Raw genomic sequence first — 12,857 nt, forward strand, 5'->3', positions numbered from 1 at the left:
ATGACACCTTATGTCTGACGATAAATTCGAAATTGATATTCAAGCTTTTGCCAAAGCATTGCAATCCGGTCAGGGCCTCAACGGCAAAGACGGTTTGCTCACCCCGTTGATTAAGCAAATCACTGAAGCCGCGCTCGGGGCTGAAATCGAACAGCACCTTGAAGCTGAGCCCGACAATCGCAAAAATGGAAAATCCCGCAAAACCGTTAAAACCTCATCCGGGGAATTTGAACTTGAAACGCCCCGTGACCGAAATGGCTCTTTTGACCCGCAAACTGTCAAGAAGCACCAGACCCGACTGACCGATGAGATGGAACGTAATGTCCTCTCCCTGTTTGCCCTTGGCAACAGCTATCAACATATCCGGGAATATCTGCTGGATATGTATGGTATCAGCGTTTCCAATGGCACGATTAACGCCATCACCGACCGTCTTATCCCTGAGCTCAGAGCATGGCAGGAGCGGGATTTAGACCCCGTCTATCCGGTCGTCTGGCTTGATGCCGTTCACTACAAAATCAAGGAAAACGGTCGCTTTGTTTCCAAAGCCATTTACACCATCCTTGCACTCAATATCGAAGGAAAAAAAGAGCTGCTGGGGATTTATCTCTCTGATGCCGAAGGCGCGCATTACTGGCTCAGTGTCCTGACCGACTTACAAAATCGCGGTGTCAAAGATATTTGTATTGCTTGTGTCGATGGCCTCAAAGGGTTCCCTCAGGCGATTGAAACCATTTACCCGCAGACTGAAGTCCAACTCTGTGTTATCCATCAAATCCGTAACTCGATGAAGTATGTCGCCAGCAAAAATCAGAAAGCGTTTATGGCGGATTTAAAATGTGTTTATAAAGCGGCAACCCTTAAAGCTGCCGAACATGAGCTGGATGAGCTGGAAGCCAAATGGGGACCACAATACCCGCTGGTGATTCAGTCATGGCGCAATAAATGGGAGAACTTATCGGTGTATTTCAAATATCCCGAACAGGTCCGCAGAGCCATTTACACCACCAATGCGGTTGAGGCGGTACATCGTCAGTTCCGCAAACTGACCAAAACCAAGGGCGGTTTTGCTAATGAAACCAGCTTGCTCAAGCTGTTGTATGCAGGTATGTTGAAAGCCAGTGAAAAGTGGACGCATCCGGTGCAGAACTGGAACCTGACACTGTCTCAGCTCAGCATCCACTTTGAAGGCAGACTCACTCCATATCTGGATTTATAAAAATGGGCGTGACACAGAATAATGAACAGTCTCTCCGTTTTCTGTTGTTACCTTTGCCTGTCCCTCTAAATCTCTCTAAATCGTCTGTCCCTTTTAGCCCATTTCGTCAGCCCCTAAATCGTCTGTCCCTGTAATTCAAATTCATCTGTCTCTTGAGTTCTTCTCTTCAAGTGTCTGTCCCTTCAAGAGTACAAGTGTCTGTCCTTTCAATTGCTTTTCGATACAAATCAATCTCGACCGAAAATATGCGAGTTATGTCTTTTGCGCCTGAATTGTCTATAGTAGCTTAAGAATCAGTTACATCGTGCATAAGGACGTTCAATCATGCTCAGATATCTTTTCATCGTGTTTGTGATGATCGTGACTCTCAGTTGTAGTGGTGGGGACTGGCGCACCGCAAGCCGTCAACCCGCAGGTATAGCCCCGGAACCGGGACAAGAGAAAGAAGCGGTGATTGAAGTGTATGCCGCCGACGCGTTCGGCTGGCGCGGCTGGTTTGCGGTGCACACTTGGATAGCACTGAAACCGAAAAATGCCCCTGAATATACCGTTTACGAGGTGATCGGCTGGCGACTCAAACAAGGACGCTCGGTTCTGACCCAATATCAAACCAAACATCCGGATCGCTACTGGTATGGTGCCAAACCAGAAAAAGTTTTATCCCTCCAAGGAGAAAAAGCGAGCCAGTTGATCCCTGAAATTACGGCTGCCATTGAATTTTACCCGTGGGCAGATGAATACACCCTCTTCCCCGGACCGAACAGTAATACATTTCCGGCATGGGTTGGCTTACAGGTACCCGCACTGGGATTAAAAATGCCTTTCCGGGCGATCGGGAGCGGCTACGCGAATTAGCCGAATGGTAAGTTGGGTTGCTCACAGATTTTGCGCTGTCTTCGGTTCGCTGTGATCGACACTCAATGCTCATGGCTGACAATGCATCCACATGATCACCAGACATATTCACACTTGTGCACATGCTTGAAATGAAATAGCATACGTAAAAACAGACTAACTGTGTGGTTGTTGTCTATTTCATGAATAGTTTCATATAGATATTATCATGTTGGTGAATTATCCAGTGAATCGATAGATTTAATTTCGTTCATTTCAATTAAAAATTATCGCCGATACTCATCTCAAAAATACACCAAAATGCGAGCATACTTTTAATGATTCAGTCATAATGAATCATTGAAAGTATGAGAAGTGCATCAGGACGATCACACTGTTTACGAGCTGGATATCAAAAGCTCTGATGATCAGAAATACTGATTATCAGAAACAATGGAGAGTCATCATGGTGAATATTATGATCGATGGATCAACGTATACAGTCGATCCGAATCAAACGCTGCTCAGTGCGACAAGAGCCTGTGGTGTTTCCCTGCCTTCACTCTGTGATACCGATGCTGCTGGCAGTATTCATCAACACTGTAAACTCTGCGAGGTTGACATTCTCGGTACAGGTATCGAGCCCGCTTGTCAGCAAATGCCAGTAGAAGGCATGGTGGTCACCACAACATCCAGCCACCTCTCAGAACGCAGAAAAAAACACCTTCAGGACATTCTTTCTCAACCCAATATCATCTGTAGTGAACCGCCTTGTCAAACTGCCTGCCCTGCCCACGTCGATATTCAGCAATATCTGGCGCTCATCGCACAGGGTAACTATCAGCAAGCAATTGCCGTCATCAAAAAAACACTCCCGATGCCGCTGTCAATTGGCCGGGTCTGCCCGGCTTTCTGTGAATCCGGATGTCAGCGCCAACAGTTGGACGAACCACTGGCAATCCGTCAGTTAAAACGCCATGCAGCCGATCACGATCTGGCCGCGTATCAGTCTTATCTGCCAGAAAGAAAAGCAGAGAAACATAAAAAAGTAGCGATTGTCGGTGCCGGACCAGGAGGGCTCAGTTGCGGCTACTTCCTCACCAACGAAGGCTATGATGTCACTATCTTGGAGGCCATGCCCCAAGCAGGTGGATGGCTTCGCTATGGCATTCCCGAATACCGTCTGCCGAAAGCAATTCTTGACCAAGAAATTGAATTGATGTGTCGTCATGGCATGGCCATCAAAACCAATCAGCGACTCGGCAAAGACTTCCTGCTCTCGTCACTGAGCGATAATTATGATGCGGTTTGTCTGGCAATTGGTGCATCGCAAGCCAGTGGTATGGCTTATCCCGGTAGTGACCTCGACGGCTGCTATCTCGGTGTGGATTTCCTGAAAGATCACATGCTCGATCAACAGTATACCGTCGGTCAGAATGTTGCGGTCATCGGTGGCGGTAATACTGCGATTGACTGCGCCCGGACCGCTTTACGCCTTGGGGCGCAAGCAACGATTATTTACCGTCGTTCCCGAGAAGAAATGCCGGCAGAAGATTATGAAATCGAAGAAGCAGAACATGAAGGGGTTCAATTTTATTTTCTGACCAACCCCGTCGAGAATATCGCAGATCAAAATGGTCGGGTCGGTCAGGTCAAACTGGAAAAAATGGCTTTAGGTGAACCAGATGCTTCCGGACGCAGACGCCCTCAGCCGACGGGTGAGTACATCATGGAATCCTTTGATACCGTGATTTCAGCAATTTCACAGCAAACGGATGTCAGTTTTCTCGATAATGACAACATCGCACTGCCACTCAACCGGTATCAGACCATTGATGTGAATGAAGACAATATGTTCTCCGGCTCACGCAATATTTTTGCAATCGGTGATTTTCGCCGCGGCCCGGCAACCGCAGTGGAAGCCGTTGCCGATGGGCGCAAAGCGGCATACGGCATTGACCGTTTTCTTGGCGGCGATATGGAAAAACTGTACACCGAGTCCTTCCGGGAAAGAAATATCACCAGAAGCCACCTGATCCGGCCTGAACATGTTGAGAAGCTCAAAGACGAACTCCGTTCAATCGTTCAGGGCGATACTCAGGCACAACGCGATCAAGCGCTGACACAGGCACTGCAACACATTCTGAGGGCCAAAATGCCGGAACTGACATTAGCTGAACGCCGGCATAACTTTAAAGAAGTCGAAACAGGCTTCACCGATCAGGTCGCAATGCACGAAGCCCGTCGCTGTTTAAGCTGTGGCTGTCCGGATGGAAATGACTGCAAACTCCGCCACTATGCGACGGAGTATCATGTCGATAAATCTGTACTGCCACATTCAGATTGTGCTTAAAGCAATGATTCTTCACTGAAAACAAACAATCGTGCTTCAGTCAGAAGAATGCCGACACCCCCCACCCAAATACAACAGGGGCAGATATTTTCTGCCCCTGTTCAGTTTCAAGCCATCAACATGATCACTTTTGGATCATTAAATGACGCTCATTGAATCAATAAGGGTTCACTCTGCGCCGGAGCCAACACGACCGCCACCGTTTTCGATGTGGGTGTATCACTCCAGTCTCCTTTGCTGTCGAGTGGAATCAACGCATTCGCTTCCGGAAAATACGCAGCCACATTTCCCTGCGGGATTTGATACGGGACAACCTTAAAGTTATCAATTTTCCGCCGCACATCATCCGTCCAGATCGTCTCGATATCGACTCGCTCTTCCGGTTTTAATCCCAGTAATTCAATATCTTTCGGATTCAGGAAAATAACCTGACGCTCACCCCGGATCCCCCGATAGCGATCATCATACCCATATACCGTGGTATTGTACTGATCGTGTGAGCGCATTGTCTGAAGAATAAAGACCGGTTTATCCGTCATACTTTGCGGGTCAAATGCCAATATGTGCTCCGGTAGTGGATTGGCAGCGATCACCGCTTTCCCTGAGGTAGTTTTCCAGTTGAGCTCTCTGGCACTATTCCCCAGGTAAAACCCGCCCGGTATATCGAGGCGCTGATTGAAATTGTCAAAACCGGGAATCGTTTGCTCAATCAAATCACGGATATGATCATAGTTATCCGCCAGTGCTTGCCAGTCGACCGGGTTGTGTGCCCCCAACGTTGCTTTAGCGATACCAACCACAATTGCCACTTCTGAATGAACCGACTCTTCACTCATATCCACCCGCCCGGATGAAGCATGAACCATTGAAAATGAATCTTCGACCGTCACCCGCTGTTCACCGCTGGCCTGCATATCAATATCGGTTCGCCCCAGACACGGTAAAATCAACGACGCTTTACCGGGATTCACATGACTCCGGTTGAGCTTCGTCGCAATGTGGACCGTCAGTTCACATTGACGCATCGCCTGTGCGACCCGGGCCGTATCCGGTGCTGCCGCAACCAGATTGCCTCCCAAGCCGATAAACACTTTACTGTCGCCACGCGCCATCGCTTGTAATGCATGATGAACATTATGCCCATGCGCTTGTGGCGGTCGGAACCCGAATACCTTTTCGATATGATTTAACAACGCTTGCGGCGGATGGTCATTGATACCAACGGTCCGATCACCCTGCACATTCGAATGCCCACGAACCGGACACAATCCAGCGCCCGGTTTGCCGATTTGGCCAAACAGCAACTGCAAATTGACAAACTCTTCAATGATGGCAACCGAATGTTTATGCTGAGTAATTCCCATTGCCCAGGTCACAATCCGCCGTTCCGCATGAAGATAAATATCGGCGGCTTGGATGATTTCATCCTGAGTCAGACCCGATTGCTGAATAATCGCCGACCAAGGGGTGGCTTCAACCTGTTCGAGGTATGCAGATAATCCTTGTGTATGCTGTTCGATAAACACTAAATCAAAAACCGATTCACCACGTTGTACGGCTGCCTGATGATACCCCAGCAGCACTTTGACGATACCGCGAACGGCAGCCATGTCGCCACCCAACTTCGGCATGAAATAGTGGCTGGTGGTCGGTGTCGAACTATTACTGATCATTTCGAGCGAATGTTGCGGATTGGTAAAACGCTCTAACCCGCGCTCTTTCAGATTGTTGAAAGCAACAACTCTGGCACCCCGTCGGTAAGCATCACTCAATGTTTCGAGCATTCGAGGATGGTTCGTGCCTGGGTTTTGTCCGAATAAGAAAATTGCATCCGCTTTTTCAAAGTCATCAATTGTCACCGTGCCTTTACCGATACCAATACTTTTCCCCAGCGCATAGCTGGTCGCTTCATGACACATATTGGAACAATCAGGAAAGTTATTCGTACCAAAGCGGCGGACCAATAGCTGGTAAACAAAAGCAGCCTCATTACTGGTCCGTCCTGATGTATAAAATTCAGCCTGATTGGGATCATCAAGTAAATTCAGATAACTGGCGATCATCTCGTAGGCATCGTCCCAACTAATCGGCTCGTAGTGATCCGTTTCTGGATTATAACTCATCGGCTCATTGAGGCGCCCCTGATATTCGAGAAAATAGTCCGTCTGTTTGTTCAACCATTCTACAGAATATTGTGTAAAAAATTCCCGGCCGACCCGACGAGATGTCGCTTCCCAGTTGACGGCTTTTGCACCGTTTTCACAGAAACGAAAACGTCCCGGAACACCTTTCTCTCCCCAAGCACACCCCGGACAGTCAAACCCGTGATCTTGGTTGGTACGCAGTAGATTGGATATATTTTTTGCAACATTCCCACTTTTGAACAAATGCTGAGTCGTCGCTTTTAAAGCCGCCCACCCACCGGCAGAACCTGAATATTTTTTATAACTCATTTGCTTCTCTTCTTATTCTTGATGTTCAGAAAACATCCGCCAACGCAATGCCATCATACAATCATGCATCCGTATCCGGTCAGTCAATCAGGCTTCTCTCCCATCACATTTCCCATCATATCAATAGTCGATAAAGACGAGAGCGATAGAAATATATCTTCTCTTATTAACGAACCAACGAACACGCATCGAGAATATCTAAATGATAACAGTCTCAAAAACCGACAAATGACTAAAAACGACAAATGTCAGCTTAGTTTCACCGAAAATAACGCAGGTATTTGTTAGGAAGCCAAATTCATGTTGAAAAGAAAGAAACCTGATTTGAATACACCAAAAATACTCCTTAGCAATGACCAGGGTCAATAAAAAGCAGTTCATCACTGCCTTTCCTCAAATACTCGTTTTGCTGCATTTAATGCTAGTTGTTGAGTATTGGCTAACGTTTTATGCGATTTCGCCACAAGGTTACTAATAAAACCAAAAATAGAATCATATTTTCCATAAATGGGATACACAACTAAGCATCAATTCCCGGTTGTTGCTTTCAACGTTAAATTAATATAAGCATTAAAATGCATATTAATATTTCTATTTGCGAACAGAAAATTCAGATGACCCATCCGTATAATCATGTCATTTTATTTACATCTGTGAGGTAAAATGTTGCAGGTACTTTCTTAGAAGTATGCGATTACCCATAGTGAGAGATGATGAACTTCAAAAAAGGTGGAACCATAATTTTATGACGAAGATTTATGCTATATGTGGCTTTATTGGCTCAGGGAAGACAACATACGCGAAAGCTCTGGCGGAAAAATGTGGAGCGTTTCGCTTTTCTATGGATGAATGGATGATCCCGCTGTATGGCGAACATATGGAACGGGATGTATTTGACCATCGCCTGTCAACGCTAAAAGGGCTATTCGAAGATGCAGCATTACAGCTTTTCTCTCTGGATACCCCCGTCATTTTCGACTTTGGGCTTTGGACCGGCGCTAAACGTCAAGCTTTTAGGGACTGGGCATCTGATATTGGCGTGGATCATGAAATTCACTACTTGGATGTTAGCTTTGATATCTGCAAACAGCGGGCACTTGCTCGCAATTCAGAGCGCGAAAGAAAGTCTTACGCAATGACACCGGAAATGTTGGATTTATTCTGGTCCAAGTTTGAAGTGCCACATCCAGATGAAAATGTGATTTGGGTGCAAACAACAATGTAACGAACCTTCCTGACTTCTTTCTCACTCCCGATCAATCGATCATCATCAGCCGATGGGCATATCAAATGTATTGATGACATCCGCTCATCATCAATACATTTGCCTATTCGAGGACATATGTAATGCCTAGCAGCAAGCGCATGACATGCTCCGCATTTTTATCGATTACTCATAACATTTGGTTGATAAACCAGACAACTATCGTCATTTTGTTCTGAACCATACCTGTGGCGTGAAGCCCTCGAGAACATTGTCCATAAAGTTGGACATCAATAAATATAATTAGGCCATGGATATTTACCGAGATCATTTACCAATTGTCGCCCTTCCACACAATGATTCAACCAAACCAGCATCGTGCGTTGATTTATTGCTAAGCATGAATAGATCCATAAGAGAGGAGTTGAATACTAAAATAGCGCAAATGCCACCCGCACATAAACAATCAAAACAATTTATTAGCGCGGTGCATTAATACTATACAAAGCATTTAAGAAGATGTGGCACACGTAAAAATCCCATCTGCGTTAGGATTGATAGCACTTTGCAAACGTTTGTACTCTGTTGTACCAGCACCTTTAATATGTTCAGGCTGTAAGGGAAGTTATGTTTCAAAAATTAAGTATGATTCTATTGTCTGCACTGATCACTGCATGTTCCGGTGGAACAGTTGGTGGATTATTACCCGCCCCCAAAATATTGCATGGGAAATTAGAGGGCTTAACGTATACCTCACCGCAAGGTGACTTAACAATCACAGCCCCCGCTACAGAAGATCATGGGGAATGGACCTACACGCAAATAAAAGAACATTCTGAAAATACACCTGACCAAATTGATACTTTCGTCGGATTTAAAACACCTTATGACAGTCACTTTTACTCTGCTGAAGTAGTAAGTTATAAGCACCTTCCCCCTCTCACTGACAAGCAGTTTTTGCGATTTAAAAATGACAATTTAAAGCGCATGATAAATGCGACAGAAGAACGTTGGGGAAGCAAAGTTGAGCGACTCAATGAAACCCGGATTCATTGCGCAAACAATCAATCTTTTACCTATACGATATTGAAACAAAAAATCACATCTTACGAACTCAATTTTGTAAAATACTATTTAATTTCTCAATCTTATCAGGGAAATAGCGTCGCAGTTGTTACCAGTGAACTCAATTTTGATTTAAGAAATGAACGTACGCCTGAAGCCGATATAAAAAATGCAAAATATACCAAGCATCGGGCATTCACCTGTTCTTTAAAATACGTTACCTCTGCTCACTAAAAGCCATCCAAAAATGCCGCTTGTACTGATGCAGATGCATAAAGCGGCAACTTCCTCTCTCACCGAATAGATAAAGCTCTCATCAAGCCCAAGTTCGTGCTAGAATCGCGCGTTTTGTTCATTCAGCTGCACCAAAATCACCAGAGGTCACTATGTCATTCGCGAAACTCGGACTCAGCACGCCCCTCATTCAAGCGATTAGTGAGCTTGGGTATCATCAACCGACGACGATCCAGAGTCAGGCTATCCCTGTGATTCTACAGGAAAATGACCTCATTGCTGCGGCGCAAACCGGTACCGGTAAAACAGCAGGGTTTGTCCTCCCGATATTGAACAAACTCGCCCAAGGACAAACACAGCGTAAAAAACGCATTCGGGCTTTGATTTTGGTCCCGACTCGTGAATTAGCAATGCAGGTCGCGGAGAAAATCACCCAATATGGCAAATATCTCTCCCTGACATCACTTGCAGTTTATGGCGGTGTTGATGAGAAACCACAAAAACAACACCTGATTGAAGGCGTTGATGTGCTCGTCGCAACACCGGGACGGCTCCTCGATCTGTATCATCAACGGGCAGTGTACTTCGAAGAAGTCGAAGTGTTAGTCCTCGATGAAGCAGACCGAATGCTGGATATGGGATTTATCGATGACCTGAATAAAATTCTTGATCGATTGCCAGAAAATATTCAACACTTATTATTCTCTGCGACATTATCTAACAAAGTCCGCGATCTCGCCAAAACGGCCGTCCATCATCCGCACGAAATTACCATTGCAGCAAATCAGGCTTCCAAACCCAATATCGAACAGTGGCTGATCACCGTTGATAAAGACAAAAAATCAGCGCTGCTGGCTCATCTGATCCAAGAAAATCAATGGGGTCAAGCACTGATCTTTATTGAAACCAAACATGGTGCCGCCAAACTGGTGGCTCAACTGGAAAAACGAGGCATTCAGGCCGAAGCCTTTCATAGCGGTCGTAGTCAGGACATCCGAGCCAAGTTGCTGGAAAATTTTAAAAACGGCCAAATCAAATATATGGTGGCAACCGGTGTAGCAGCACGAGGCATCGATATTGATTCACTGCAACGTGTCATCAACTATGATCTGCCTTTCCCTGCGGATGAATATGTTCACCGTATCGGCCGGACCGGAAGAGCCAATGCATCCGGTGAAGCGATTTCTTTTGTTTCTAAAGACAATTTTAAAAATTTGTGCATGATTGAAAGCCGTCTCGGTCACCTAATCGAGCGCAGAGACGTTACCGGATTCGAACCGAAAAAACCGGTCCCCATCTCCATTCTGAACTATGTGCCTAAACATAAACGGACGGATCCTTAAACAGCGCAACTGATATTTAGTTCGACGTCCCAACCAACCGTACCATTAACCATCAGCGACCTAGTTTCAACTTATATGAGGAATGCCCTGTGAGCCAATTACCTTTTTCTTCTCTGCCTTTATCTCCGGAACTGTTGCAGAGCCTTGACACCCTTGGCTATACACATATGACGCCGATTCAAGCGCAAAGTCTGCCTTTTCTGCTTCAGGGAAAAGATATTATCGGACAGGGGAAAACCGGATCGGGTAAAACCGCAGCATTTGGCCTCAGCTTATTACATCATCTGAATGTGAACCGCTTTCGCGTACAGTCGCTGGTCCTGTGCCCTACTCGCGAGTTGGCGGATCAAGTGGCCAATGAAATCCGTTCACTGGCAAAAACCATACACAATATTAAAGTGCTGACACTCTGCGGTGGCATGCCGATGGGGCCACAAATCGGCTCTCTCGCTCACGGCGCGCATATTTTGGTTGGCACTCCCGGACGGATTCTTGATCATTTACAGAAAGGTCGCATTAACTTATCAGAATTAAATACCTTGGTCTTGGACGAAGCAGACCGGATGCTAGAAATGGGCTTCCAAGACGCGTTGGATGCCATTATTGACCACGTGCCGTCTCAACGACAAACATTGTTGTTCAGTGCCACGTTTCCGGCGCAGATTCAGTCGATAGCACAACGGATTATGCAGGATCCAGAGTGGATCAAAGTCGAATCTACCCATGATGACACCTCCATTCATCAGGTGTTCCATCAAGTCGGCGGGGATGATGATCGCTTACTGGCCCTGAAAAAACTGCTACTTGCTCATCAGCCGGAATCGACGGTTATTTTCTGCAATACCAAACGTGAGGTTCAAGAAGTCGCGGATACCCTCTACCATGACGGGTTCAGTGTCATCGATTTACATGGTGATCTGGAACAGCGGGAGCGTAATCAATCACTCGTTCAGTTTGCCAATAAAAGTGTGTCGATTCTCATTGCAACCGACGTCGCAGCGCGTGGTCTGGACGTTGACCAGCTCGATATGGTCATTAACTACCGTCTGTCACGCGATCCTGAAGTCCATGTTCACCGAATCGGGCGGACAGGCAGAGCGGGCAGCAAAGGTATGGCATGTAGTTTATTTAGCGCCAACGAAGGCATTCGGGTTGCTCAAATCGATGAGTACATGAACACACCGATTGATCCGGTTGCGCTACCGACTGACGACGTACTCAGCCGCTCACCATTTCAACCCCAGATGGTTACGATTGAGATTTCCGGTGGCAAGAAACAGAAAGTCCGTGCCGGCGATATTCTCGGAGCCCTCACCGGTCAGCAAGGCATCGAAGGGAAACAAGTCGGGAAAATTAATCTGTTCGATATGCGGGCTTATGTGGCTGTACACAAAAGTGTCGGCAAAAAAGCAGTGAAAAAATTAGAAAATGGCAAAATTAAAGGGCGTTCTTTCAGAGCACGAATCATCAAGTGAGGATATATCACCATACCATTGAGGTAATATTTATCTGGTAAATTCATCTCAATGAATTTATTTTCCTCTGGAATCATATGAAAAATATCCCGGCATTGGATTGATACCGGGATATTAAGAGAATGATCATCCAATTAATATGGGGACAAAAAATTCGTAATTGGGATCATTCAGAAATTTGAAACTCAATGATATGACACATGTGTCCAGCGGGTGTATCTACCCCTTGAGTAACAACCTTGACGGTTTTCTTCGCCACATATGCTGCCATTAAAGCGGACATCATCCCTTTACTCCCCGGATCATTTTCATTGATATATGACCAAGACGGATTTTTAGGGCCATTGTGACAATGCCATGCACCGGGATTATTTGAAATCACCCGAAAGTGAAAATTCGTCGGTCCCGACATAAAAATAGCACTAATCTTGAATGCTCCCGGATATTCTGCAGCTTGAATGACTCCACTCAAAGTAATTCCCATCACAATTAAAATTCGAAAAATATTCTTCATTGATATTCCTAGTTAATATTAAAAATAATAATAACACCTGAGTCCTGAAATAAAATTATTGGGTGTCATCATAAGAGTCAGAAATTGTATCAGTCTAGTAAAATGTTTCAACGATTCTGATATTTAGATTAAAGAATTGAGTGTATTTTTATAATTCTGCTGA

At 45.6% G+C, this 12,857-nt stretch carries 9 protein-coding genes; 7 read left to right on the forward strand and 2 right to left on the reverse strand.

Going from position 1 to position 12,857, the window contains the following annotated elements; translation table 11 throughout:
- Window positions 1–10: 10 nt before the first annotated feature.
- From OCU60_RS20750 to OCU60_RS20760, 3 genes are all read left to right on the forward strand, one after another.
- A complete protein-coding gene (locus OCU60_RS20750; RefSeq protein WP_261854726.1) occupies window positions 11–1,219 on the forward strand; it encodes an IS256 family transposase in 1,209 nt (402 codons plus the stop codon).
- Window positions 1,220–1,543: 324 nt separating this feature from the next.
- Window positions 1,544–2,074 carry a DUF3750 domain-containing protein gene (locus tag OCU60_RS20755; protein WP_074371050.1) on the forward strand — a complete coding sequence of 177 codons (531 nt, stop codon included), beginning with the start codon at window positions 1,544–1,546 and terminating at the stop codon, window positions 2,072–2,074.
- A 445-nt stretch (window positions 2,075–2,519) separates the two neighbouring features.
- Complete coding sequence (locus tag OCU60_RS20760; RefSeq protein WP_074371051.1) at window positions 2,520–4,406, forward strand: FAD-dependent oxidoreductase; 1,887 nt, start codon at window positions 2,520–2,522, stop codon at window positions 4,404–4,406.
- Between the two features lie 149 nt (window positions 4,407–4,555).
- Here OCU60_RS20760 and OCU60_RS20765 read toward each other — a convergent pair whose 3' ends face one another.
- Window positions 4,556–6,859: an FdhF/YdeP family oxidoreductase gene (locus OCU60_RS20765; RefSeq protein WP_074371052.1), complete on the reverse strand. Its 2,304-nt coding sequence runs from the start codon at window positions 6,857–6,859 to the stop codon at window positions 4,556–4,558.
- A 745-nt stretch (window positions 6,860–7,604) separates the two neighbouring features.
- On the opposite strand from OCU60_RS20765, the gene OCU60_RS20770 reads away from it, so the two are divergent.
- The 4 genes from OCU60_RS20770 to dbpA all read left to right on the forward strand — a co-directional run bounded on the left by OCU60_RS20770 (window position 7,605) and on the right by dbpA (window position 12,180).
- Window positions 7,605–8,084, forward strand: a complete 480-nt coding sequence (locus OCU60_RS20770) for an AAA family ATPase (protein ID WP_074371054.1) — start codon at window positions 7,605–7,607, stop codon at window positions 8,082–8,084.
- Between the two features lie 606 nt (window positions 8,085–8,690).
- Entirely contained in the window at window positions 8,691–9,362 is a 672-nt protein-coding gene (locus OCU60_RS20775) for a hypothetical protein (protein ID WP_074371055.1), read from the forward strand.
- Between the two features lie 152 nt (window positions 9,363–9,514).
- Window positions 9,515–10,705, forward strand: a complete 1,191-nt coding sequence (locus OCU60_RS20780; RefSeq protein WP_074371056.1) for a DEAD/DEAH box helicase — start codon at window positions 9,515–9,517, stop codon at window positions 10,703–10,705.
- Window positions 10,706–10,794: 89 nt separating this feature from the next.
- Complete coding sequence (gene dbpA / locus OCU60_RS20785) at window positions 10,795–12,180, forward strand: ATP-dependent RNA helicase DbpA (protein WP_074371057.1); 1,386 nt, start codon at window positions 10,795–10,797, stop codon at window positions 12,178–12,180.
- A gap of 166 nt (window positions 12,181–12,346) precedes the next feature.
- On the opposite strand, the gene OCU60_RS20790 is transcribed toward dbpA, so the two are convergent.
- Window positions 12,347–12,694, reverse strand: coding sequence for a hypothetical protein (locus OCU60_RS20790; protein ID WP_228449089.1), 348 nt, complete (start codon window positions 12,692–12,694; stop codon window positions 12,347–12,349).
- Window positions 12,695–12,857 lie beyond the last annotated feature (163 nt).

The organism is Vibrio spartinae, assembly GCF_024347135.1.
Lineage (GTDB): Bacteria > Pseudomonadota > Gammaproteobacteria > Enterobacterales > Vibrionaceae > Vibrio > Vibrio spartinae.

Coding starts and splice junctions, on each gene's coding strand:
- OCU60_RS20750 (WP_261854726.1), top strand. CDS start 11: ATGTCTGACGATAAATTCGAAATTGATATTCAAGCTTTTGCCAAAGCA.
- OCU60_RS20755 (WP_074371050.1), top strand. CDS start 1,544: ATGCTCAGATATCTTTTCATCGTGTTTGTGATGATCGTGACTCTCAGT.
- OCU60_RS20760 (WP_074371051.1), top strand. CDS start 2,520: ATGGTGAATATTATGATCGATGGATCAACGTATACAGTCGATCCGAAT.
- OCU60_RS20765 (WP_074371052.1), bottom strand. CDS start 6,859: ATGAGTTATAAAAAATATTCAGGTTCTGCCGGTGGGTGGGCGGCTTTA.
- OCU60_RS20770 (WP_074371054.1), top strand. CDS start 7,605: ATGACGAAGATTTATGCTATATGTGGCTTTATTGGCTCAGGGAAGACA.
- OCU60_RS20775 (WP_074371055.1), top strand. CDS start 8,691: ATGTTTCAAAAATTAAGTATGATTCTATTGTCTGCACTGATCACTGCA.
- OCU60_RS20780 (WP_074371056.1), top strand. CDS start 9,515: ATGTCATTCGCGAAACTCGGACTCAGCACGCCCCTCATTCAAGCGATT.
- OCU60_RS20790 (WP_228449089.1), bottom strand. CDS start 12,694: ATGAAGAATATTTTTCGAATTTTAATTGTGATGGGAATTACTTTGAGT.